Genomic DNA, 22608 nt, shown 5'->3' with positions numbered 1-22608 from the left:
ACTCCTACAACTGGAAGCCTGCCATGAGTCACAAGGCCGAGGCGGTGTTCGTGCCGCTCAATATCGCCGTTCTTACTGTCAGTGATACCCGCAGCCTGGAGACCGACACCTCCGGCCAGCTCTTCGTTGACCGCCTCACCGCCGCTGGCCACAACCTGGCCGCGCGCGTGCTGCTGAAGGACGACCTGTACAAGATCCGCGCCCAGGTCGCCACCTGGATCGCCGACGATCACGTGCAGGTAGTGCTGATCACCGGCGGCACCGGTTTCACCGGCCGCGACAGCACCCCGGAAGCGGTCGCCTGCCTGCTGGACAAGCAGGTGGATGGCTTCGGTGAATACTTCCGACAGATTTCCGTCAGCGATATCGGTACTTCCACCATGCAGTCCCGCGCCCTGGCGGGCCTCTCCAATGGCACCCTGGTCTGCTGCCTGCCGGGCTCCACCAATGCCTGCCGCACCGCCTGGGATGGCATCCTCGCCGAGCAGCTGGACAACCGTCATCGCCCCTGCAACTTCGTGCCGCACCTGACCCAGGCCAACGCCTGCGAGAGCCGCGGATGAGCGGTTGCGATCATCCCGGCCTGATGCCGGTCGAGGACGCCCTGCGGCGTTTGCTCGACCTGGCGGCGGCTGCACCGATCGAAGCCTGTGAAACCGTCGCGCTGGCTGATGCCGATGGCCGCGTGCTGGCCGAAGCGCTGGTGGCAGGCCTGGACCTGCCGCCGTGGGACAACAGCGCCATGGACGGTTACGCCTTGCGCCTGGCCGACTGGCAGGGCGAGCCGCTGGTGGTGAGCCAACGCATTCTCGCCGGCAGCGCACCGGAACCCCTGCAACCGGGAACCTGTGCGCGCATCTTCACCGGAGCGCCGTTGCCCGAGGGTGCGGACCTGGTGGAAATGCAGGAGAACGCCGAAGTCCTGGCCGATGGCCGGGTACGTTTCCTAGAACCTATCAAAGCTGGGCAGAACGTCCGCGCCCGTGGCCAGGAAACCCACACCGGCGAAACGGTGCTGCCCGCCGGCACTCGCCTGGGTCCTATCGAAATGGGCCTGTGCGCCTCCCTCGGCGCCGCCGAGCTGGTGGTGCGCCGCCGTCCCGTCGTAGCAGTGATCTCCACGGGTGACGAATTGGTGCCGCCCGGCCAGCCCCTCGGGCCGGGGCAGATCTACAACAGCAATCGCAGTCTGCTGATCGCCTGGCTCAAGCGCTTGGGCTGCGCTGTGGTGGATGCCGGCATCATCGCCGATGACCTGGCGCTCACTCGCAAGGCGCTTGGTGAGCTGGGACAGGTCGACCTGATTCTCTCCACCGGCGGCGTCTCGGTGGGTGAAGCGGACTTCCTTGGCGTGGCATTGCGTGAGGAAGGCGAGCTGGCGCTGTGGAAGCTGGCCATCAAGCCAGGCAAGCCCCTGACATTCGGGCATTTCCGGGGTGTGCCGGTGATCGGCCTGCCGGGCAATCCGGCCTCCACCCTGGTGACCTTCGGCCTGCTGACACGGCCTTACCTGCTGCGCCGCCTGGGCGTGGAAGAGGTGGAACCGCTCGGCTTCACAGTGCCGGCTGGATTCATCTGGAAGAAGCCGGGCAATCGACGCGAGTACCTGCGCGCGCGGCTGGAGAACGGCCGTGCGGTGATCTACTCGAACCAGAGCTCCGGTGTGCTGCGCAGCGCAGCCTGGGCCGAGGGACTGGTGGAGGTGCTGGAAGGCACCACCCTGGCTGAGGGTGACACCTTGCGCTTCATTCCGTTGAGTGAGTTGCAGGCTTAGTCGCTGTGAGGCTTTTGCCTCTCTATGTGGGGGCGAATTTATTCGCTAAGGGCAGCGCAGCTGCCCATGGGAGACCCTATGGCAGGACTGCGTCCTGCTTAGCGATTGAAATCGCCCCCACAGGTTTGTTCCTGCCTTCAGCTTTGGCGCTTCTCTTCCCTGTACTCCCCCGGCGTCTGCCCCGTCCAAGCCTTGAAACTGCGGTGGAAGGAGCGGGACTCGGTGAAGCCCAGGTAGCAGGCGATGTCCTGAATCGGCAGGTCGCTGCGTAGCAGGTAGTGTTCGGCCAGCTCGCGGCGCAGTTCATCGAGAATCTGCTGGTAGCTGGTGCCGGCCTGCTGCAGGTGGCGCTGCAGGGTGCGCACTGTCATGTGGAATTTCTCCGCCACCCGTTCCTTGCGTGGCAGGCCGTCCTTGAGCAGCAGGCGCAGGGCGTTCTTCACCCGTTGCGGCAGCGGCTCGTCGTCATCCAGCCCGGCCATCAGGGCCAGGGCATGTTCTTCCAGGGTGCGCAGCAGATTGGCGTCCGCCTGGCGCAGGGGCACGGCCAGGTACTCCATCGGTACCAGCAGGGCGTTGCAGGGCTGCTCGAAACGCACCGGGCAGCCAAACACTTCTTCGTATTCCTCGATGCGGGTCGCCTCGGGCTGGGCGTGTTCGAACCATACTTCCTGCGGCGAACGCTGCATGTCGGCGATCCAGCGGGCGTAGAGCAGCCAGGACGCGAGCACGTTCTCCACCATGTGGCGGCGGATCGCCGGGTCCTGGTGGCGGCAGCTCCAGATCATCCGCACCTTGTCGCTGTCCGCTTCCACGCGACTCACGCCCATGTCGCCCACCAGTTTCTCGTAGGGGGCGATGCGGCTCATGGCCTCGCCCAGGGTGGTGCAGTTCATGGTGATGTAGCCCAGCACGCTCCAGGAGCCGGGCTGCACGTAGCGCGCCGAGTGCAGGCCGAAGAGGGCGTCGCCGGATTCCCGGATCAGGTAGGTCAGCAGGCGCTCGTGGGCTTCACTGGGTAGGCGCTTGCTGTTGTCCGCGAGGTCGTCCGGGCGAATGCCGGCTGCGGCCAGGGTCGAGGCCTGATCCATGCCAAGTTGTTCTGCATGGCGCAGGTACTTGAGAAGTGCGGGAACCGAGGTATAGCCGAGCGCTTGCATGTGTTTCTTGTTATGTCCTGATTGGCGATTGCCACTGTCCCGATCCGACAGTGACGCCTTTGGGCGGCTGGCTAGTATAGGCAGCCATCGAAAACCTTCGAAACAACCTGAACAAGGAGAACGGCATGCGACGCTGGAACGGCTGGGGCGATGAGGCGACGGTGGTGGAACTGCCCGCCAATGGAGCGATGTTCCTGGCCGAGCGCATCAGTGAAGGGCAGCCCTTGCCCGATGCCAGCCTGGAACAGGTGCTGGCCCGCGTGCCGACTTCGCGTCTGGCCCCCCACCCGCTGATCACCCTGGATGCCGAGACCCGCGTGCGTCACGCCCGTGGGCAGAGCCTGCCGGATTGGCTGGCGATGCGTGAGGGCGACTTCGGACAGTTCCCCGATGGCGTGGCCTTTCCGGAAACCCCGGAGCAGATCCGCCAATTGCTGGCCCTGGCCGTCGAGCGTGACCTGGTGCTGATTCCTTATGGCGGCGGTACTTCGGTAGCCGGCCACATCAATCCCCAGGCCGGCGAGCGGCCGGTACTGACTGTCTCCCTGGAGCGCATGAGCCGCCTGTTGGAGTTGGACGAGGAAAGTCAGATCGCCACCTTCGGCCCCGGCGCCAGCGGCCCGCAGGTGGAAAGCCAACTCCGTGCCCGTGGCTACACCCTCGGCCATTTTCCGCAGTCCTGGGAGTTGTCCACCCTCGGCGGCTGGGTTGCGAGCCGTTCAAGTGGCCAGCAGTCCCTGCGCTACGGCCGCATCGAGCAGCTGTTTGCCGGCGGCACCCTGGAGACTTTCGCCGGCCCCATGGAGCTGCCCACCTTCCCGGCGTCGGCGGCGGGCCCTGACCTGCGCGAAATGGTGCTCGGTTCGGAAGGGCGATTCGGGGTGATCTCCGAAGTACGGGTGCGGGTCACCCGGTTGGCCGAGCAGGAGTCCTTCTACGCTGTCTTCCTGCCCAGCTGGAACCAGGCTCTGAAAGGGATCCGCAGCCTGGCCCAGGCACGGGTGCCGCTGTCCATGCTGCGCCTGTCCAATGCCATCGAGACGGAAACCCAGCTGGCGCTGGCTGGCCATCCGGGGCAGATCGCCCTGCTGGAGAAGTACCTCGCTCTGCGTGGCGCTGGCGCCGGTAAATGCATGCTGACTTTCGGCGTCACCGGAAACCGCGCGCAAAACGCGGCTTCGCTGAAGCAGGCACGTCGCCTGCTGAAGGGCTTCGGCGGTGTGTTCACTGGCACCCTGCTGGGCAAGAAGTGGGAGCACAATCGCTTCCGCTTCCCCTATCTGCGCCACGCCCTGTGGAGTGCCGGTTATGTGGTGGACACCCTGGAAACCGCCACCGACTGGGTCAATGTCGACAGCCTGCTCAACAAGATCGAGGCCAGCCTGCGCACCGGGTTGAAGGAGGAGGGCGAGCGGGTCCACGTATTCACCCACCTGTCCCATGTCTACGGCGAGGGATCGAGCATCTACACCACCTATGTCTACCGTCCGGGCGACAGCTACGCCGAAGCGCTGGCGCGCTGGAGCAAGTTGAAGCGCGCCGCCAGCGAAGTGATCGCGCAGAATCGCGGCACCATCAGCCACCAGCACGGCGTCGGTCGCGATCACGCGCCCTGGCTGCCGGTAGAGAAGGGGCCGCTGGGTATGGCCGCCCTGCGCAGCCTGGCGCAGCACTTCGATCCCGAGGGGCGCCTGGCTCCCGGCGTCCTGATCGAGGACTGAACATGGCCACCTGGAGCGCCGCCTGGCGCGCGACCGCCTTGCCTGAACTGGCCGCCCAGGACTGGGACCTGATTGTCGTCGGTGGTGGCATCTGTGGCGCGGGCATCCTTCGGGAAGCGGCTCGGCGTGGCTGGAAATGCCTGCTGCTGGAGCAGAGGGATTTTGCCTGGGGCACCTCCAGTCGCTCGTCGAAGATGGTCCATGGCGGCCTGCGCTACATCGCCAAGGGGCAGTTCGGGCTGACTCGCGCTTCGGTACGCGAACGCCAGCGTTTGCTGGCCGAAGCCCCCGGTCTGGTGGAGCCGCTGAGCTTCGTCATGCCCCATCGCGGCGGCTTTCCGGGGCCGCGCGTGTTTGGCAGCCTGCTGGCGGTCTATGACGCCCTGGCTGGACGACGCAACCACCTCTATTACCCCCTGCAGCAACTGCGCTACCTGGTTCCCGGCCTGGGTGAAGGCGGGTTGCAGGGCGGGACCCGTTTCTTCGACGCGGTGACGGACGATTCCCGTCTGGTCATGCGGGTGCTGGGCGAGGCGCGCGCCGAAGGCGGCGAGGCGCTGAACGGCATGCGCGTCGTCGACCTCAAGCGTGAGCAGGGCAGGGTGAACGGCCTGGAGGCTGAGGACCTGGAGAGCGGCCGGCGTCTCACTTTCCGTGCCCGCGCGGTGGCGTTGGCGACGGGCGCCTGGGCTGATCGCCTGCGTGGGGCCCAGGGAACCGAACATATCCGCCCGCTGCGTGGCAGCCACTTACTGGTTCCGGGCTGGCGCCTGCCGCTGGCCCATGCCATCAGCTTCATGCACCCTGCCGATGGGCGACCTGTGTTCGTGTTCCCCTGGGAGGGGGCGACGGTGATCGGCACCACCGACCTCGATCATGGGGAAGGGCTGGACCAGGATGCGCGGATCAGCGAGGCCGAAGTGGACTACCTGCTGCAGGCCTGCGCATTGCAGTTCCCGGCGGCGGCGATTGCACGCGCCGATGTGCTGTCCACCTGGGCCGGCGTGCGGCCGGTGGTGAGCAACGGCGACTCGCAGATCAAGCCTTCGGATGAAAAACGCGAGCATGTCCTCTGGACCGAGCCCGGCTGCGTGACCCTCGCCGGAGGCAAGCTGACCACCTTCCGCCTGTTGGCGCTGGAGGTGCTGCACGCGTGCGCAGGGTTTGTCGGTCGCACTGTGGAGGACGGCGATGGCCCGGTGTTCCCACCGGTTTCCGCCCCTGTGCTTCCGTCCCTGTCGCCTGCCCAGCATCTGCGACTGGTCGGGCGCCATGGGCGGACAGTAATGGAACTCGCGCGCTGGGTCGCGCGGTTGGGCAATGAACGCGTCGGCGCCACCGATACGCTCTGGGCCGAACTGGCCTGGGCGGCGGAAGGCGAGCTGGTGCTGCACCTGGATGACCTGATGTTGCGCCGGACCCGGCTCGGCCTGCTGCTGCCCAACGGCGCGCGTGGAGAACTGCCACGTGTCCGCGCCTTGTGCCAACCGCTGCTGGGATGGGATGACGCTCGCTGGGTGCGGGAAGAGGCCGACTACCTGGCGCTCTACCGACGCTGTTACAGCCTGCCCGAATAACAAGAACAAGGACGCATCGTGAGCGAAAAGAGCTATCTGCTGGCCATCGACAACGGCACCCAGAGCGTGCGGGCGCTGCTGTTCGACCTGGACGGCAACCTGGTGGGCAAGGGCAAGGTGCCGCTCGAGGCCTACTATTCGAGCCAGCCCGGCTGGGCCGAACAGGACCCGGACTATTACTGGGACAGCCTGGGCGAAGCCTGCCGGCTGCTCTGGGAATCGGTGAATATCGACCGCAGCTTGATCCGAGGTGTGTCGCTGACCACCCAGCGCGGCACGGTGATCAATGTCGACGAACAGGGCAAGCCGCTGCGCCCGGCCATCCTCTGGCTGGATCAGCGCCAGGCCGAAGTACAGGGGCGCATCAAGGGACCCTGGGGCTGGTTGTTCAAGGCGATTGGCCTGGAAGGCACCGTGGACTATTTCCGCGCTCAGGCCGAGGCGAACTGGGTAGCGCAGAACCAGCCCGAGCTCTGGGCGCGGACCGACAAGGTGCTGTTGCTCTCGGGCTTCCTCAGCCATCGCCTGTGCGGCCGGTTCGTCGACTCGGTGGCGTGCCAGGTGGCCTATCTGCCGTTTGACTACAAGCGCCTGCAATGGGCCGCGCCACGGGACTGGAAGTGGCAGTCGATGCCGGTGCGTCGCGAGCAGTTGCCGGAGCTGTTCAAGCCCGGCGAGCGCCTGGGCAGCATCACTGCCGAAGCCAGCCGCCATACCGGTATTCCGGAGGGGCTGCCTCTGATCGCCGCGGGGGCCGATAAGGCCTGCGAAGTGATCGGCGCCGGTGGCGTCGAGCCGAGCACCGCCTGCCTCTCTTATGGCACTACCGCGACCATCAACACCACGCGCCGCAAGTACCTGGAAACCATTCCGCTGATCCCGCCCTATCCGGCCGCGATTCCCGATCACTTCAACACCGAGGTGATGATTTACCGGGGCTTCTGGATGGTCAGCTGGTTCAAGCAGGAATTCGGCCTGCGCGAGATGCAGCGGGCGAAGGAACTGGGTGTGGAGCCCGAGGCGCTGTTCGACGAGCTGGTAAACAGCGTGCCGCCTGGCTCCATGGGGTTGATGCTGCAGCCCTACTGGTCACCCGGCATTCGCGAGCCGGGCCTGGAGGCCAAGGGTTCGATCATAGGTTTTGGCGACGTGCACACTCGCGCGCACATCTACCGCGCCATCCTCGAAGGTCTGGCTTACGCGTTGCGCCAAGGCAAGGAACAGATCGAGAAACGCTCCGGCACCAGCATCACCCGCCTGCGGGTGTCGGGCGGTGGCTCCCAGAGCGATGCGGCCATGCAACTGACCGCCGATATCTTCGGCCTGCCAGCAGAGCGGCCCCATGTCTACGAGACATCGGGCCTGGGGGCGGCCATCGATTGCGCGGTGGGGTTGGGGCTGCACCCGGACTTCCCCACGGCGATCCGCGCCATGACGCGAGTGGGGCGGGTGTTCCAGCCTGACCCGCAGGCACGGCTCACCTACGAGCGGCTGTACCGGGAGGTTTACCAGGGGATGTACAAGCAGCTGCGGCCGCTGTACCGGAAGATCAGGGATATCACCGGCTATCCGGCGTGAATGTAGGGTGCGCCGCGCGTACCGGGACTCGGCAAGGAGTTCCTGTGCGCGCGGCGCGCCCTACAGATCAGGCCACATCCACCAGGACGATCTCGCTGTCCTCGCTGGCGCTGAAGCTGAGCACTTCCACATCGCGCACGGCCACACCGTCACGGGCTTCGGCGGCGATGCCGTTCACCTCGTATCGACCCTTGGCGGCCACCAGGTAGGCCCTGCGGCCATTCTCAAGGCGGTACTCGGCGGTCTGGCCGGCCTTCAGGGTCGCAGCGACGAGTCGGGCATTGGCGCGGATATGCAGGGCGTCACTGCCTTCGTCGATGCCGCTGGCCAGGGTCACGAAGCTGCCAGAGCGCTCGCCTTTCGGGAACGGGCGGGTGCCCCATGACGGCTCTGCGCCGTACTCGGTGGGCATGATCCAGATCTGGAAGATCTTGGTGGTTTCATCTTCCAGGTTGTACTCGCTGTGGGCGATACCGGTGCCCGCGCTCATCACCTGCACGTCGCCGGCTTCGGTGCGGCCCTTGTTGCCCAGGTTGTCCTGGTGGGTGATGGCACCTTCGCGGACGTAGGTGATGATTTCCATGTCCTGGTGCGGGTGCGGCGGGAAGCCGGAGTGGGGCGCGATTTCGTCGTCGTTCCACACGCGCAGCTGGCCCCAGCTCATCCGCAGGTTGTCGTAGTAGCCGGCGAAGGAGAAGTGGTGGCGCGCGTTGAGCCAGCCGTGGTTGGCACCACCCAGTTCGGCGAAGGGGCGTACTTCGATCATGTTCGGTCTCCTGTCTGCTCGCGGAAGGGGTTCTCCGGGAGGAATGGGCGGCATGATCAATCATCATATAACTGCGTAAAAGCGCAATTTATCCGCTCTATCAATCGTAAAAATAGATCGATTGACCAGCGATAAGGCCTTCGTGAGGCCAGGCTGAAGTAATCGCGGTCCTATACTCCGGCCATTCCGGAGCGATGGAGGCGACCATGGTCGAGCGCAAGGCCTTGCTGATTCTGCACGGCAAGCAGGCGTCCAACAATGAGGTGCGGGCGGCCGTCCAGGCGCGCCGCGACGCGGGCTGGGAGCTTGCGGTACGGGTGACCTGGGAAAGCGGCGACGCCCGGCGGCTGGTGGAGGACGCCCTGGCTGCGGGCTATCGGACGCTGATCGCCGGCGGTGGCGACGGCACCCTGCGCGATGTGGCCGAAGCGGTGGTCCAGGCGGGCAGCGATGCCGGCCTGGCGTTGCTGCCCCTGGGCACGGCCAACGACTTTGCGCGGGCGGCCGGCGTGCCGTTGGACCCGCAGGGAGCCCTGGCGTTGCTGGACGTGGCGCCGCGTGCAATCGACCTGGGGGACGCCGATGGGCATCTGTTCCTCAACATGGCAACTGGCGGGTTCGGTTCGAAGATCACTGCCAATACCCCGGAAGACCTGAAGAAGGTATTGGGCGGCGCGGCCTATTTCCTGACAGGTCTGAGCCGCTTCTCCGACGTGCATTCAGCGTTCGGCCGTTTCCGTGGGCCGGACTTCACCTGGGAAGGGGAGTTTCTCGCTCTTGGTATCGGCAACGGACGCCAGGCGGGCGGCGGGCATCCGCTTTGTCCGCAGGCAACGGTGAACGACGGATTGCTGGATCTCTGCATCATCCCGGCGCCGCAGGACGTGGTGGGCACCCTGACCACGCTGCTCTCCGGCGGGATCATGGGCCTGGAGTCGGTTTCGGTCAGTGCGCGCTTGCCCTGGGTGGAAGTGGAAGCGCAGGAAGGGTTGGACCTCAACCTCGATGGCGAGCCGATGGAAAGCGTGCGTCTGCGTATCTCAGCGCGGGTAGGGGCGCTGCGCGTGCATCTGCCGGAAGACTCTCCAGTGCTGCTCCCCGCTTAGCGCCAGCGCGCTGGCGTCATGGGGGTGGCTGTTGCATGATGGCGCAGTGCCATGTCTTCAGTTTTCCGGTGCCTTGCCGAAAAGCTGCAAGGCAGTCCTGCCCACCATCGTATTCGCAGCAGAGGAAGTTCCATGGCCGGCATTCTCGACACCGTCGATCAACGCACCCAGCTCGTGGGTGAGAACCGGCTGGAAATCCTCATGTTCCGTCTGAGCGGCCGTCAGCTCTTCGCCATCAACGTGTTCAAGGTGCAGGAAGTCCTGCAGTTGCCGAAGATGACCCTGATTCCGCAGCGCCATCCGGTAGTGTGCGGCGTGGTCAACCTGCGCGGCCAGACCCTGCCGGTGATCGATCTGTCCCAGGCCATCGGCATGCGTCCGCTGGTGCCGGATGAGCGCAGCACTATCATCGTGACCGAGTACAACCGCTCGGTGCAGGCGTTCCTGGTGGGGGGCGTGGACCGCATCCTCAACCTCAACTGGGAATCCATCATGCCGCCGCCCGGCAGTGCCGGTCGCCAGCACTATCTGACGGCCATCACCAAGGTGGACGAGCAGATCGTCGAGGTCATCGACGTCGAAAAGGTCCTGGCCGAGATCGTGCCCATGAGTACCCGCGTTTCCTCGGACCGCCTGGATAACCCGCTGCTGCAGATGGCCGTCGGGCGCGAGGTGCTGCTGGTGGACGACTCCAGCGTGGCGCTGACCCAGCTACGCGAAACCCTGTCGCAGCTCGGCATGCGCATGCACATGGCTGGCGACGGCCTGAAGGCGCTGAAGATGCTCAAGGCCTGGGCCGATAGTGGCGTGGACATGACCGAAAAACTGCTCATGATCTTCACCGATGCGGAAATGCCGGAGATGGACGGCTATCGCCTGACCACCGAGATCCGCAACGATCCGCGCCTGCGTGATCTCTACGTGGTACTGCACACGTCGCTTTCGGGCAGCTTCAACGACGCCATGGTGAAAAAGGTCGGTTGCGACAACTTCCTCTCCAAGTTCCAGCCCGACAAGCTGGTGGACGTGGTGCTGGATCGCCTACAGCGGGATCGATGAGCTTGAGCTGACAGGGGCCGGCTGCGTATAACGGGCACTTCGCTCAAACGCCGATCAGGAAGCTGGCCATGTTGCGTCTCTCGTCCCTCTATCGTTTCCCCATGAAATCCGCCATTGGCGAACCCCTCCAGCAGGCCCGGCTCGATGGCCTGGGCCTGGCGGGAGATCGGCGCTGGATGCTGGTGGATGCGGAAAACGGCCGATTCCTGACCCAGCGCGCCTTTTCCCAGATGTCCCAACTCTCGGCGCGCTGGAACGATGCCGGCGGCCTGACCTTGAGCGCCGCGGGCCTGCCCACCCTGGAGGTGCCGTTGCCGGAGCCCGACGCCAACCTGCGCGGCACCTTCGTCTGGGGCGCTCCGATGCATGTACCGGACGCCGGCGACGAAGCGGCGGAATGGCTCAGTGGTTTCCTCGGCAAGGCGTGTCGCCTGGTCCACGTGCCGGATCACCGTGCACGGGACATTCCCGGCAGCCTGCTGCCCGAGGAGAAGGTAGGTTTTGCCGACGGTTTTCCGCTGCTGCTGATCGGCCAGGCTTCGCTGGACGACCTCAGCAAGCGGGTGGGGCGACCGCTGGAAATGCTGCGCTTCCGTCCGAACCTGGTGGTGGAGGGTAGCGAGGCTTATGCCGAGGACGGCTGGAAACGCATCCGCATCGGCGGCATCGAGTTCAGCGTGGCCAAGGGCTGCAGCCGCTGCATCCTGACCACCATCGATCCGGCTACCGGCGAACGCAGCGCCGACCGCGAGCCGCTGACCACGCTCAAGACCTACCGCGAGCGGGAAGGCGAGGTCTACTTCGGACAGAACCTGATCAACCGCAGCGCCGGCGTGCTGGAAGTGGGGATGGAGGTCGAGGTGCTGGAGTAGCGGATCGGTGCGGGGTGTGTTGGTGGGCTGAAGCCCACCCTACGAGCCTCGTTGGGAGAGGCCAATGAAAAAGGGCGCCAACTGGCGCCCTTTTCTGTCTCTTACTGATCGTCGAAATACCGCTCGTGCCAGTCCACCAGGGGCTGCGGCGCGTTCAGCTTGTGGCCGTAGATCACCGAGTAGGACAGCACGTTCTGCACGTATTGGCGGGTTTCGTCGAAGGGGATGGTTTCCACCCAGACGTCGAACGACAGGTGATTGGCGCCTTTCAGCCATTGGCGCACGCGACCGGGGCCGGCGTTGTAGGCGGCGGAAGCGAGTACCCGGTTGCCGTTGAACTGGCCGTGGACCTGGCTCAGGTAGGCCGCACCGAGTTGGATGTTGACGTCGGGGTTGAGTGCCTGGTTCGGCGAGGACAGCGGAATACCGAACTTGCGAGCGGTTTCCTTGGCGGTGCCCGGCATCAGCTGCATCAGGCCCATGGCGCCGACGCCGGAGCGCGCATCGGCCATGAAGGCGCTTTCCTGGCGGGTAATGGCGAAGACCCAGCTCGAGTGCAGACCGCGAACCTTGGCCTGTTGAGTCAGAGTCGAACGGTGGGCCATGGGGAAGCGGATGTCCAGGTCATCCCAGTACTGGGCCTGGCTGATAGTGCGAATGGCCGGGAAGTACCACTGCAGGTCGTAGGCGATCTTGGCCTGGGCAACCAGCTCGTCGCGGTCGAACAGGCGGCTGACGTGGTACCACTCGCGACGGCCGTTGACGATCTCGCCACGGTCGTGGAATTCAAGCGCACGGCGGATGCCCGCAGTGTTGCGCACTTTCTGCATGACCTTCGGGTCGATCACCAGTGGCTTGTTGTTCAGCTGATAGGGCGCCTGGATGCGGTCGGCGGCGAGGAAGCCGTAGAAATCACGTTCACGAGCGACCGGTTGGTAGAGGGGAATCGGCTGCTGGCTCTCCGGCTGGGCCAGTTGCAGGCTGCGTGCCTGCCAGTAACGCCAGCGGTTGGTCTTGGCCAGGTCTTCGGGCATCTGGCGGGTCAACTGGTAGGCGTCGTCCCAGCGGCCGAGGCGCAGCAGCAGGCGCGCGCGCCATTCGCTGACAGTGTTGTCGCGCAGCTCGGGATCGTATTTGGTCATGAGCGTGAGGGCGCGGGAGTCGAAGCGCTTGGCCAGGGTCAGGCCGATTTCGCGGGCGATGGCGACCTTTTCTTCCTTGGAGAAGGGCAGGCGGGCGGCATAGACATCCAACAGGCTCAGCGCCTTTTCCGGATCCTGGCGGGCCAGCCGGCGCAGGCCGAGGCCCGCGGCGTCTGCCATGTGGCGATCGGCGGGCGCAAAGCGGGCGGTCTGGCTCAGCAGCTGGGGCTTCTGCGCCACTTCCACCATGAGATTGCCCGGGGTACCCAGGCGCGGCATGGTTTTCACCAGGTGCTTGGCCAGGCCGTAATTGCGCGCTTCGGCGGCCAGCTTGGCACGCTTCCAGCGCAGCTCTTCAGTCAGCTGGCCTTCGGCGCTCCACATGCCGAACAGCACGTCGCAGGCGTCGGGCTGGGACTTGCCGACCAGCCAGAGCTTCTTGGCGGTGGCATAGCCTTCCTTCTTCATCCCGTGCTTGAGCTGATACTGGCCGAACAGGCAGTCCAGCTCGGTGAAGTTGAGCTTGGGGTCGTAGTAGTTGACGAAGGTCTGCCATTCGCCGCGTTCGGCCAGCCAGCGCAGCCAGCGCAATTTCATCCAACCGGCCTGGGGCAGGTCGCCATGTTCGGCGAGGAACTTCTCGATCTCCTCGTTGCTCGCCCATTTCAGACGGGCGGTCAGCTCGTCGTACGCCAGGTAGGGTTCCAGCGGGTAGTCGCGCAGGGCATTGGCGTAGCGCTGGTAGGGGCCGGAATCACCCTTGGCGAGGGCGCGCTTGGCCTCGTCGTACATCAAGCGTTGCTGGGCGAGAGGGGCCGAGGAGGCCTCGGTGGCATGCAGGCCGACCGTGGAAAGGAACAAGCAGGAAAACAGGCTGAGCAGACGACTGCGCATGACACTTCCGGGGCAGATAAATCATTGTGAATGCCCCCTGCGGGGCATCGAATAGCGCCTAGCTTAGCCTTTAGGCAGGGGCGGTTAAAGCATTGCGCCAGCAGGGGAAACCGGCGGTAAAAAATGCCCGAGAGACGGTGCGGCAAGTCGGGTAGAATGCGCGCCCTGATCCTGGAGGCCCCGCAATGACACTGCTCAAGTTCACCGACGTATCCCTCGCCTACGGCGCCATGCCGCTGCTGGATAAGGTGTCCTGGCAGATCGCCCGGGGCGAGCGCGTGTGCATCATCGGCCGCAACGGTACCGGCAAGTCCAGCCTGCTGCGCCTGGTCAAGGGCGACCAGTTCGCCGATGACGGCGAGATCTGGAAGGCGCCGGCGCTGAAGATCGGCGAACTGCCGCAGGAGCTGCCGCTCGCTGATGATCGCACCGTATTCGATGTGGTAGCCGAAGGGCTGGCGGATGTCGGCAAACTGCTGGCCGAGTACCACCACCTGAGCCTGCATATCAACGATGAGCATGACCTGACGCGCCTGGCGCGGGTCCAGCAGGATCTCGAAGCCCGCGACGGCTGGCGCTTGCAGCAATTGGTGGACAGCACGCTGAGCCGCCTGCAGCTGCCGGCGGACAAGACCCTGGCCGAGCTTTCCGGTGGTTGGCGCCGGCGTGTCCTGCTGGCCCAGGCCCTGGTGGCCGAGCCCGACCTGCTGCTGCTCGACGAGCCCACCAACCATCTGGACATCGGTGCCATCGCCTGGCTGGAAGAGGCCCTGCTGGGCTTCAACGGCGCGGTGCTGTTCATCACCCACGACCGTTCCTTCCTGCAGAACCTGGCCACCCGCATCCTTGAACTGGACCGTGGTCACCTGATCGACTGGAACGGCGACTACGCCAGCTTCCTGGTGCACAAGGAACAGCAGCTGGCGGCGGAAGAAGTGGCCAATGCCCTGTTCGACAAGCGCCTGGCCCAGGAAGAAGTCTGGATTCGCCAGGGCATCAAGGCCCGTCGTACCCGTAACGAAGGCCGGGTGCGTGCGCTCAAGGCGATGCGTGTCGAGCGTTCCGAGCGTCGTGAGCGTCAGGGCAAGGCGACTATCCAGTTGGACGCCGCGGAGAAATCCGGCAAGCAGGTGATGGTGGCGGAGAATGTCGGCTTCGCCCATCCGGGCGGCGAGCCGCTGATCCGCGATTTCAACCTGGTGTTGCAGCGCTCCGACCGTATCGGCCTGCTGGGTGCCAACGGTACCGGCAAGACCACGCTGCTCAAGCTGCTGCTGGGCGATCTCCAGCCCACCAGCGGCAGCATCGAGATCGGTACTCGCCTCGAAGTGGCGTATTTCGACCAGTTGCGTCACCAGCTGGATCTGGAAAAAACCGTTATCGATAACCTCTCCGAAGGTCGCGATTTCATCACCATCGACGGCCAGAGCCGTCATGTGCTGAGTTACCTGGGGGACTTCCTGTTCAGCCCGCAGCGCGCCCGCACGCCGGTGAAGGCGTTGTCCGGTGGCGAACGGGCACGACTGTTGCTCGCCAAGTTGTTCAGCAAGCCGGCCAACCTGCTGGTGCTGGACGAACCAACCAACGACCTGGACGTGGAAACCCTGGAATTGCTCGAAGAGGTGCTGCTGAACTTCCCGGGCACCGTGCTGATGGTCAGCCACGACCGGGCCTTCCTCGATAACGTGGTCACCAGCACGCTGGTGTTCGAAGGCCAGGGCCGCGTTCGCGAGTACGTCGGTGGCTACCAGGACTGGCTGCGCCAAGGCGGCTCACCGCGTCTTCTTGGCGTGGGTGATACCCGTGAGGCCAAGGTCGAAACTCCCAAGGCGGCCGAGCCAGCGCCTGTCGCGGTTGAGGCACCGAAGAAAAAGCTGAGCTACAAGTTGCAACGTGAGCTTGAGGCCATTCCCGGGCAGATCGAGGCCCTGGAAACGGAACAGGCGAAGGTGCAGGCGGAGGTTTCCGATCCGGCCTTGTATCAGCGCCCTGCGGAGCAGACCCGCGTGGTGCTGGAACGCCTGGACGAATTGCAGAAGGAACTGGACCGCCTGATCGAGCGTTGGGCGGAGCTGGAAGACAGTTGAGGAAGTGAGCCGGAGCGCCCATGGCCATCGAATACCGCATCAACCTGGATGATCTGCACGAGTTCAGCTACCGCATCGAGCTGGAGCGTGCTTACGACGCGGAGCGTGCGAGCGCCGCGCCGAAGTGGACTCGCCTGGAGCACCAGCAGTGCAGCAACTGCCCGCTCAGCAAGGATGCCTACAGCCACTGCCCGGCAGCGGTCGACCTGCACCGTGTAATCGAGGATTTCCAGGGGCTGCCGGCCTTCAAGAAGGTCCAGGTGTCGGTGCGTACGCCGGATCGTGAGTACGCCAAGGTGGTGGGCCTGGAAGAGGGGCTGCGTGCCCTGCTGGGGGTGATCATGGCTACCAGCGCCTGCCCGGTGCTGGGCAAGCTCAAGCCGATGGCGCAGCAGCATCTGCCGTTCGCCACCAATCAGGAGTTCATCCTCAGGGCGGTTTCGCTCTACCTGGCCCGGCAATACTTCAATTTCCGGGAAGGGCGCCACGCGGACTGGGAGCTGAAGGGACTGGTGCGGTTGTTCCAGCAATTGCAACTGGTGAACCAGGCCTTCTGGCAGCGCATCCACGATACCTGTGAAGGTGATTCCAACCTCAAGGCTTTCCTGACCTTCTTCTCCATGGCGTCCAGCATGACCTATTCGCTGGAAACCCAGTTGCAGAAGATCCGGCCTCTGGTGATGAGCGCGGGCGAAGGCTTCGATTGAAGCCCGCGCCCGGCGATTCGCTTCTATTTATTCAGGTTTCTTCAGGCGCACGGCCAATACGTCGCAAGGTGCGCCGTGGAGAACGTCATTGGCGGTGGAGCCGAGCAGCAGGGCCAGGCCGTGACGGCCATGGCTGCCGACCACGATCAGGTCGCAACCCTGTTCTTCGGCCAGGCGATGGATTTCCTGCCGGGGCTGGCCGTAGGCCAGGTGACGCTGGTCGGCAGTGAGTTCGGAGTAGATGCCTGCGAAGGTCTGCAGGCGCTCTCGAGCCTGCTCGAACTGCTGCTGCTGGAGCATGGAAAGGTCCATGGGTACATCGCCGCCGAAGGCCATGGCCATCGGTTCGACTATGTGCACCAGCGACAGCTTGGCCTCGCTGGCCTGAGCCAGTGCCTGGGCACGACGCACCACCGGATGGCATTCATCGGTAAGGTCGACGGCGACCAGAATGTGCTGGTAGGGCATGGGGTGACTCCTCCTTAAGATTTCGCATGTTCACAAGTATGGCTGTCCGGAACGTTTAACACAGGCTTTTGCGCGGAGATAACCTTTATGACCTTCTGGATCGTCATGTTGCTCCTTCTGGCGGTGCTCAGCCCCCTGGTCTGGCTGGTGCCGTCGAAGGGGCAGCGAGGCCGCATGGAGCTGCGCCTGCAGGCGCGGCGAATGGGGCTGGCCATGCAGCTGTCGCGCCAGGAGTGGCCCCACTGGCTGGTCCAGGAGCCGCCACATTCCTGCGCCCAATACCATCGGCCACGCCTGCGCGGGCGTGAGGCCTGGTGCTACTGGCAGAGTGAGCCTGGCAAGTGGCTGAACCAGTGGCGCGAGCCGTGCGAGGACGCGGCCGTGTTGGCCCATCTGGCTGGTTTGCCGAAAGATGTCTACAAGGTGGAAGCCAGTTCGCAGATGGTCGCTCTCTACTGGGGCGAGCGGGGCACGGCGGAAGACCTGCAGCGCATCGCCGATGCGCTGAAGTCGCTGGCCTGAAAAGTGGGCGCGGCGCTGTTGTCGCCGCACCGGGTGTCGGCGGTTCAGCTCTGGGCAGCCGAGTAGCGCGCGGAGACGTCTTCGAGACCGTCGATGATGCGGTCCGAGTACTTGTTGATGAGGAAAGGAACGCTGTTCTCGTTGTAGTTCTTCAGTGATTTCTCGATGTAGCGCCATTTGGTGCTGATGCCATCCAGCGCCTGGCGGATTTCCGGGGTGTTCTGCGGTGCCTGTTCCAGGCTGGCCAGTTGGTTGGCGAATTCGCCGGCCAGTTCATCGATGGCCTTGCCGCCGTTGCCTCCCATGAAGCTGCCGCCGATGGAAGCACTGCGCGAGGCGTAGTCCACGGCGATGGTCTGCATCAGCAGGCTCTGGTCGCGGCTGCGCTGGGTCAGGGGCGGGATCTGGGTCGCGCCTTCCTGCTGGATCTTGGCGTAGAGCTCGTTGGAGAGGTCCATCAGGCGCTTGTTGCGGGCGGTCAGGTCGGCTACCGGCTGCAGGTCGGTAAAGCCCTGCTGCTTGAGTGCAGTGACCAGGCCGGTCAGCTCGCTGTTGTAGCTCTGCCATTCCTGCGTCAGTTGCGTGCGCAGGACTTTCGACGCTTCTCCGGGCATCTCGCCCAGTTCTTTCAGGCGGGCATCCGCTTGCTGCACCGACTCGTCGATCAGGCGCGCGTAGCGCTGGTCGCCTTCCATGCCGTTGTACATATAGAAGTCACCGAGGCTGCGCTGGGCTGCCAGGCGCATCTGGTGGAGCTTGAGGAGGCTGTCCGCCGGGGATGTCTGGGTGGAAGCGAAGGCGGGAAGGGTGAGCAGGGTACCCAGCAGAATGGCAAGCAGGCGGCTCGTCATGGGTGCTTCTCCGTGGGCCATTGGCCTTGATTGTTGTTGTTTTGGCGTTCGAATCCTGGCGGATCGAGTGGCACGAATGTACTCGTGGGACAGGCAATTTGCCAGCGGCCTCCCGGCGGCTTTTCTGCCAATGCGCGGTGAGCGTGATGAGATGCAATCAAAGTTGTGAATTTGTCTCGACTGTGCGGCCCGCGTTGCGGCGAGGCTAGTGGCAGCGCCGTTTTATCGTGGCCGGCCGGTCACGCTGCGAGATTGACAAGCGCAGACTTTTCCCTGAATCTCCGCTTACCCAAATCAAACGGGCGTATGAATCAAGCGTTTGTCTTGTATGACAATTCTAGCCATACAGCCCGAATATCGTATCGGCGGGTGTGCCCAATCGATCGGGACTATGCTCCGGCAGCGCCGGGAGGCGAGTCCGCCGGTTGGCTCCGATGCGTACAGTCCAGTTTCCCAAACCGTGGAGATCAGTTGATGATTTACGAAGGTAAAGCCATCACGGTTAAGGCTCTTGAGGGCGGTATCGTCGAACTGAAGTTCGACCTCAAGGGTGAGTCCGTCAACAAGTTCAATCGTCTCACCCTGAACGAACTGCGCGATGCAGTTGCAGCCATCAAGGCCGATGCTTCGGTCAAGGGCGTGATCGTCAGCAGTGGCAAGGACGTCTTCATCGTCGGCGCCGATATCACCGAATTCGTCGACAACTTCCAGCTGCCCGACGAAGAACTGGTTGCCGGCAACCTCGAAGCCAACAAGATCTTCAGCGCCTTCGAAGACCTCGAAGTCCCCACCGTTGTCGCTATCAACGGCATCGCCCTGGGTGGCGGCCTGGAAATGTGCCTGGCAGCCGACTACCGCGTGATGAGCACCGTTGCCAAGATCGGTCTGCCGGAAGTCAAGCTGGGTATCTACCCGGGCTTCGGCGGCACCGTGCGCCTGCCGCGCATCATTGGTACCGATAACGCCATCGAGTGGATCGCCTCCGGCAAGGAAAACCGTGCCGAAGACGCCCTGAAAGTCGGCGCCGTCGACGCCGTGGTCACTCCCGAGCTGCTGCCGGCCGCTGCCCTGGACCTGATCAAGCGCGCCATCTCCGGCGAGCTGGACTTCAAGGCCAAGCGTCAACCCAAGCTGGAAAAGCTGAAGCTCAACGCCATCGAGCAGATGATGGCCTTCGAGACCGCCAAGGGCTTCGTCGCTGGCCAGGCCGGTCCGAACTACCCGGCCCCGGTAGAAGCCATCAAAACTATCCAGAAAGCTGCCAACTTCGGCCGCGATAAAGCTCTGGAAGTGGAAGCTGCCGGTTTCGTGAAGCTGGCCAAGACTTCGGTTGCCACCAGCCTGATCGGCCTGTTCCTGAACGATCAGGAACTGAAGAAAAAGGGCAAGCAGTACGACGAAGCTGCCAAGGACGTGAAACTAGCTGCCGTACTCGGCGCTGGCATCATGGGTGGCGGCATCGCCTACCAGTCCGCTTCCAAAGGCACTCCGATCCTGATGAAGGATATCCGCGAAGAGGGTATCCAGATGGGTCTGCAGGAAGCTTCCAAGCTGCTCGGCAAGCGCGTCGAGAAGGGCCGCATGAAGCCTGAGAAGATGGCTGAAGCCCTGAATGCGATCCGTCCGACCATGTCCTACGGCGATTTCGGCAACGTCGACATCGTTGTTGAAGCCGTGGTCGAGAACCCGAAGGTCAAGCACGCCGTGCTGGCTGAAGTGGAAGGCCACGTTCGCGAAGACGCCATCATCGCTTCCAACACTTCCACTATCTCCATCAGCTACCTGGCCCAGGCCCTGAAGCGTCCGGAGAACTTTGTCGGCATGCACTTCTTCAACCCGGTGCACATGATGCCGCTGGTGGAAGTGATCCGTGGCGAGAAGTCCAGCGAAGTGGCAGTCGCCACCACCGTTGCCTACGCCAAGAAAATGGGCAAGAACCCGATCGTGGTCAACGACTGCCCCGGCTTCCTGGTGAACCGCGTGCTGTTCCCGTACTTCGGCGGCTTCGCCAAGCTGCTGGAACTGGGCGTCGACTTCGTTCGCATTGACAAGATCATGGAGAAGTTCGGCTGGCCCATGGGCCCGGCCTACCTGTCCGACGTAGTCGGCATCGACACCGGCCACCACGGCCGCGATGTAATGGCCGAAGGCTTCCCGGATCGTATGGCTGTCGAAGGCAAGACTGCCGTTGACGTCATGTACGACGCCAACCGCCTGGGCCAGAAGAACGGCAAGGGCTTCTATGCCTACGAAATGGACAAGCGCGGCAAACCGAAGAAGGTTTCCGACCCGGTCGCCTACGAAGTACTGAAGCCGATCGTCAAGGAACAGCGTGAGCTGACCGACGAAGACATCATCAACTTCATGATGATTCCGCTGTGCCTGGAAACCGTACGCTGCCTGGAAGACGGCATCGTATCGACCGCTGCCGAGGCCGACATGGGCCTGATCTACGGCATCGGCTTCCCGCCCTTCCGCGGTGGTGCGCTGCGTTACATCGACAGCATTGGCGTAGCCGAGTTCGTGGCCATCGCCGACAAGTACGCTGACCTGGGCGCGCTGTACCACCCGACCGCCAAGCTTCGCGAAATGGCCAAGAACGGCCAGAAGTTTTTCGGCTAATTGAGCGAGAGTGAAGAATATGAGCCTGAATCCTAGAGATGCAGTCATTGTCGACTTCGGCCGCACCCCGATGGGTCGCTCCAAGGGTGGCATGCACCGCAATACCCGTGCCGAAGACATGTCGGCACACCTGATCAGCAAGCTGCTGGAGCGCAACACCAAGGTCGACCCGGCGGAAGTCGAGGACGTGATCTGGGGCTGCGTGAACCAGACCCTGGAGCAGGGCTGGAACATCGCACGCATGGCGTCGCTGATGACCCAGATCCCTCACACCAGCGCCGGCCAGACCGTCAGCCGTCTGTGCGGTTCTTCCATGAGCGCCCTGCACACCGCCGTGCAGGCCATCCAGACCGGCAACGGCGACGTGTTCGTGGTCGGCGGCGTGGAGCACATGGGCCACGTTGGCATGATGCACGGCGTAGACCCGAACCCGCACATGTCCCTGTACGCCGCCAAGGCGTCCGGCATGATGGGCCTGACCGCCGAAATGCTCGGCAAGATGCACGGCATCAGCCGTGAAGCCCAGGACCAGTTCGGCCTGCGTTCGCACCAGTTGGCCCACAAGGCCACCGTCGAAGGCAAGTTCAAGGATGAAATCATCCCGATGCAGGGCTACGACGAGAACGGCTTCCTGAAGGTGTTCGACTTCGACGAAACCATTCGTCCGGAGACCACCCTGGAAAGCCTGGCCAACCTGAAGCCGGCGTTCAACCCGAAAGGTGGCACCGTTACCGCGGGTACTTCCTCGCAGATCACTGACGGCGCTTCCTGCATGATCGTGATGAGCGCCCAGCGCGCCCAGGACCTGGGTATCCAGCCGATGGCCGTCGTTCGTGCCATGGCGGTTGCCGGTGTCGACCCAGCGATCATGGGATACGGCCCGGTTCCGTCCACCCAGAAGGCGCTCAAGCGCGCCGGCCTGACCATGGACGACATCGACTTCCTCGAACTCAACGAAGCCTTCGCCGCCCAGGCCCTGCCGGTGCTGAAGGACCTCAAGCTCCTCGACAAGATGGAACAGAAGGTCAACCTGCACGGCGGCGCCATCGCCCTGGGTCACCCGTTCGGCTGCTCCGGTGCCCGTATCTCCGGCACCCTGCTGAACGTGATGAAGCAGAACGGCGGTACCTTCGGCGTGTCCACCATGTGCGTGGGCCTCGGCCAGGGCATTACCACCATCTTCGAGCGCGTGTGAGTCCTCTCGGCGCGCAAGAGAGATGAAGAAACCGGGGCCCCGTGCCCCGGTTTTTGCTTTTATGTGGAGATACTTCGCAGGAATTTTCATGCAAGGGCTGGCTTCATGCCGAATCACACGGCACCATGCGCAACCTTTGCGGGATAGCCTGCATTCATCACTGTGAGGCAACCATGCGCCTGCAACCGGGTCTCTATCGTCACTACAAGGGTCAGCAGTACCGTGTCATCGGTATTGCGCGTCATTCCGAGACGGAGGAGGAACTGGTGGTTTACCAGGCCCTCTACGGCGAATACGGCCTTTGGGTGCGCCCACTCAGCATGTTCACCGAAACGGTTCAGGTGAACGGCGAGCAGATTGCGCGCTTCGCTCTGGTGAGTGCCGAGCCGGACCCCTTCCCGCAGCCCTGAGGGGCTAGGGGCAGCCAGGAGCGCGCTTGACCGCGCCGCGCTGGCCACTATATATAGCGGTGCCGCGACAGGCGGCTCCCGCCTTTTACATATTTCA

General features: G+C 64.0%; 19 protein-coding genes. 14 read left to right on the top strand and 5 right to left on the bottom strand.

Features of this window, described 5'->3' with window-relative positions; genetic code table 11:
* Positions 1-23 precede the first annotated feature (23 nt).
* Together moaB and glp are read left to right on the top strand one after the other, a co-directional pair.
* Positions 24-563, top strand: a complete 540-nt coding sequence (moaB, locus tag E8F06_RS08795; RefSeq protein ID WP_190828483.1) for a molybdenum cofactor biosynthesis protein B — start codon at positions 24-26, stop codon at positions 561-563.
* Positions 560-1774, top strand: coding sequence for a gephyrin-like molybdotransferase Glp (gene glp, locus E8F06_RS08790; protein WP_280366219.1), 1215 nt, complete (start codon positions 560-562; stop codon positions 1772-1774). The genes moaB and glp overlap by 4 nt, the downstream gene beginning before the upstream one ends.
* 137 nt (positions 1775-1911) lie before the next feature.
* On the opposite strand, the gene E8F06_RS08785 is transcribed toward glp, so the two are convergent.
* Positions 1912-2934: an AraC family transcriptional regulator gene (locus tag E8F06_RS08785; protein ID WP_280366217.1), complete on the bottom strand. Its 1023-nt coding sequence runs from the start codon at positions 2932-2934 to the stop codon at positions 1912-1914.
* 125 nt (positions 2935-3059) lie between these two features.
* On the opposite strand from E8F06_RS08785, the gene E8F06_RS08780 reads away from it, so the two are divergent.
* Genes E8F06_RS08780 through E8F06_RS08770 form a run of 3 tightly spaced genes read left to right on the top strand, consistent with a single transcriptional unit; the run spans position 3060 to position 7810 of the window.
* Positions 3060-4655, top strand: coding sequence for an FAD-binding oxidoreductase (locus E8F06_RS08780; protein WP_280366214.1), 1596 nt, complete (start codon positions 3060-3062; stop codon positions 4653-4655).
* 2 nt (positions 4656-4657) lie between these two features.
* The gene (locus E8F06_RS08775; RefSeq protein ID WP_280366211.1) at positions 4658-6232 is read left to right on the top strand and encodes a glycerol-3-phosphate dehydrogenase/oxidase; all 1575 of its coding nucleotides are present in this window, start codon (positions 4658-4660) and stop codon (positions 6230-6232) included.
* A gap of 18 nt (positions 6233-6250) precedes the next feature.
* The gene (locus tag E8F06_RS08770; protein WP_280366208.1) at positions 6251-7810 is read left to right on the top strand and encodes an FGGY-family carbohydrate kinase; all 1560 of its coding nucleotides are present in this window, start codon (positions 6251-6253) and stop codon (positions 7808-7810) included.
* Between the two features lie 67 nt (positions 7811-7877).
* Here the strand turns inward: E8F06_RS08770 and E8F06_RS08765 are convergent, their stop codons facing one another.
* Entirely contained in the window at positions 7878-8576 is a 699-nt protein-coding gene (locus tag E8F06_RS08765; RefSeq protein ID WP_280366206.1) for a pirin family protein, read from the bottom strand.
* Positions 8577-8782: 206 nt separating this feature from the next.
* On the opposite strand from E8F06_RS08765, the gene yegS reads away from it, so the two are divergent.
* The 3 genes from yegS to E8F06_RS08750 all read left to right on the top strand — a co-directional run bounded on the left by yegS (position 8783) and on the right by E8F06_RS08750 (position 11613).
* A complete protein-coding gene (gene yegS / locus E8F06_RS08760) occupies positions 8783-9682 on the top strand; it encodes a lipid kinase YegS (RefSeq protein ID WP_280366203.1) in 900 nt (299 codons plus the stop codon).
* Positions 9683-9814: 132 nt separating this feature from the next.
* Positions 9815-10741 carry a chemotaxis protein CheV gene (locus E8F06_RS08755; protein ID WP_280366200.1) on the top strand — a complete coding sequence of 309 codons (927 nt, stop codon included), beginning with the start codon at positions 9815-9817 and terminating at the stop codon, positions 10739-10741.
* Positions 10742-10809: 68 nt separating this feature from the next.
* The gene (locus E8F06_RS08750) at positions 10810-11613 is read left to right on the top strand and encodes an MOSC domain-containing protein (protein ID WP_280366197.1); all 804 of its coding nucleotides are present in this window, start codon (positions 10810-10812) and stop codon (positions 11611-11613) included.
* 101 nt (positions 11614-11714) lie between these two features.
* On the opposite strand, the gene E8F06_RS08745 is transcribed toward E8F06_RS08750, so the two are convergent.
* The gene (locus E8F06_RS08745; protein ID WP_280366195.1) at positions 11715-13649 is read right to left on the bottom strand and encodes a transglycosylase SLT domain-containing protein; all 1935 of its coding nucleotides are present in this window, start codon (positions 13647-13649) and stop codon (positions 11715-11717) included.
* A gap of 185 nt (positions 13650-13834) precedes the next feature.
* On the opposite strand from E8F06_RS08745, the gene E8F06_RS08740 reads away from it, so the two are divergent.
* Both E8F06_RS08740 and E8F06_RS08735 read left to right on the top strand, forming a co-directional pair.
* A complete protein-coding gene (locus E8F06_RS08740; RefSeq protein WP_280366194.1) occupies positions 13835-15736 on the top strand; it encodes an ATP-binding cassette domain-containing protein in 1902 nt (633 codons plus the stop codon).
* A gap of 20 nt (positions 15737-15756) precedes the next feature.
* Positions 15757-16443 (top strand): hypothetical protein, encoded by a 687-nt coding sequence (locus E8F06_RS08735; protein ID WP_280366192.1) that lies wholly within the window; start codon positions 15757-15759, stop codon positions 16441-16443.
* Between the two features lie 27 nt (positions 16444-16470).
* On the opposite strand, the gene E8F06_RS08730 is transcribed toward E8F06_RS08735, so the two are convergent.
* Positions 16471-16911: a universal stress protein gene (locus E8F06_RS08730; RefSeq protein WP_280366190.1), complete on the bottom strand. Its 441-nt coding sequence runs from the start codon at positions 16909-16911 to the stop codon at positions 16471-16473.
* Positions 16912-16998: 87 nt separating this feature from the next.
* On the opposite strand from E8F06_RS08730, the gene E8F06_RS08725 reads away from it, so the two are divergent.
* Positions 16999-17433, top strand: coding sequence for a hypothetical protein (locus E8F06_RS08725; protein ID WP_280366188.1), 435 nt, complete (start codon positions 16999-17001; stop codon positions 17431-17433).
* Between the two features lie 44 nt (positions 17434-17477).
* Here E8F06_RS08725 and E8F06_RS08720 read toward each other — a convergent pair whose 3' ends face one another.
* Entirely contained in the window at positions 17478-18284 is an 807-nt protein-coding gene (locus E8F06_RS08720; RefSeq protein ID WP_280366186.1) for a hypothetical protein, read from the bottom strand.
* A gap of 474 nt (positions 18285-18758) precedes the next feature.
* Between E8F06_RS08720 and fadB the strand changes: the two genes are divergently transcribed.
* The 3 genes from fadB (at position 18759) to E8F06_RS08705 (ending at position 22511) form a co-directional block, all read left to right on the top strand.
* Entirely contained in the window at positions 18759-20906 is a 2148-nt protein-coding gene (fadB, locus tag E8F06_RS08715; RefSeq protein ID WP_280366185.1) for a fatty acid oxidation complex subunit alpha FadB, read from the top strand.
* A gap of 19 nt (positions 20907-20925) precedes the next feature.
* Entirely contained in the window at positions 20926-22101 is a 1176-nt protein-coding gene (gene fadA / locus E8F06_RS08710) for an acetyl-CoA C-acyltransferase FadA (RefSeq protein WP_280366183.1), read from the top strand.
* 173 nt (positions 22102-22274) lie between these two features.
* Positions 22275-22511 (top strand): DUF1653 domain-containing protein, encoded by a 237-nt coding sequence (locus tag E8F06_RS08705; RefSeq protein ID WP_280366181.1) that lies wholly within the window; start codon positions 22275-22277, stop codon positions 22509-22511.
* Positions 22512-22608: the final 97 nt, after the last annotated feature.

The organism is Pseudomonas sp. BN411 (genome assembly GCF_029871235.1).
GTDB lineage: Bacteria > Pseudomonadota > Gammaproteobacteria > Pseudomonadales > Pseudomonadaceae > Metapseudomonas.
This window is presented reverse-complemented; position numbering and strand designations above follow the sequence as displayed.

Excerpts from the sequence above, each read along its gene's own strand:
- E8F06_RS08765 (WP_280366206.1), bottom strand. The coding sequence starts at position 8,576 with ATGATCGAAGTACGCCCCTTCGCCGAACTGGGTGGTGCCAACCACGGC.
- E8F06_RS08780 (WP_280366214.1), top strand. The coding sequence starts at position 3,060 with ATGCGACGCTGGAACGGCTGGGGCGATGAGGCGACGGTGGTGGAACTG.
- E8F06_RS08745 (WP_280366195.1), bottom strand. The coding sequence starts at position 13,649 with ATGCGCAGTCGTCTGCTCAGCCTGTTTTCCTGCTTGTTCCTTTCCACG.
- E8F06_RS08750 (WP_280366197.1), top strand. The coding sequence starts at position 10,810 with ATGTTGCGTCTCTCGTCCCTCTATCGTTTCCCCATGAAATCCGCCATT.
- E8F06_RS08735 (WP_280366192.1), top strand. The coding sequence starts at position 15,757 with ATGGCCATCGAATACCGCATCAACCTGGATGATCTGCACGAGTTCAGC.
- fadA (WP_280366183.1), top strand. The coding sequence starts at position 20,926 with ATGAGCCTGAATCCTAGAGATGCAGTCATTGTCGACTTCGGCCGCACC.
- E8F06_RS08755 (WP_280366200.1), top strand. The coding sequence starts at position 9,815 with ATGGCCGGCATTCTCGACACCGTCGATCAACGCACCCAGCTCGTGGGT.
- glp (WP_280366219.1), top strand. The coding sequence starts at position 560 with ATGAGCGGTTGCGATCATCCCGGCCTGATGCCGGTCGAGGACGCCCTG.
- E8F06_RS08740 (WP_280366194.1), top strand. The coding sequence starts at position 13,835 with ATGACACTGCTCAAGTTCACCGACGTATCCCTCGCCTACGGCGCCATG.
- E8F06_RS08705 (WP_280366181.1), top strand. The coding sequence starts at position 22,275 with ATGCGCCTGCAACCGGGTCTCTATCGTCACTACAAGGGTCAGCAGTAC.
- E8F06_RS08785 (WP_280366217.1), bottom strand. The coding sequence starts at position 2,934 with ATGCAAGCGCTCGGCTATACCTCGGTTCCCGCACTTCTCAAGTACCTG.
- E8F06_RS08730 (WP_280366190.1), bottom strand. The coding sequence starts at position 16,911 with ATGCCCTACCAGCACATTCTGGTCGCCGTCGACCTTACCGATGAATGC.
- E8F06_RS08725 (WP_280366188.1), top strand. The coding sequence starts at position 16,999 with ATGACCTTCTGGATCGTCATGTTGCTCCTTCTGGCGGTGCTCAGCCCC.
- moaB (WP_190828483.1), top strand. The coding sequence starts at position 24 with ATGAGTCACAAGGCCGAGGCGGTGTTCGTGCCGCTCAATATCGCCGTT.
- fadB (WP_280366185.1), top strand. The coding sequence starts at position 18,759 with ATGATTTACGAAGGTAAAGCCATCACGGTTAAGGCTCTTGAGGGCGGT.
- E8F06_RS08720 (WP_280366186.1), bottom strand. The coding sequence starts at position 18,284 with ATGACGAGCCGCCTGCTTGCCATTCTGCTGGGTACCCTGCTCACCCTT.
- E8F06_RS08775 (WP_280366211.1), top strand. The coding sequence starts at position 4,658 with ATGGCCACCTGGAGCGCCGCCTGGCGCGCGACCGCCTTGCCTGAACTG.
- yegS (WP_280366203.1), top strand. The coding sequence starts at position 8,783 with ATGGTCGAGCGCAAGGCCTTGCTGATTCTGCACGGCAAGCAGGCGTCC.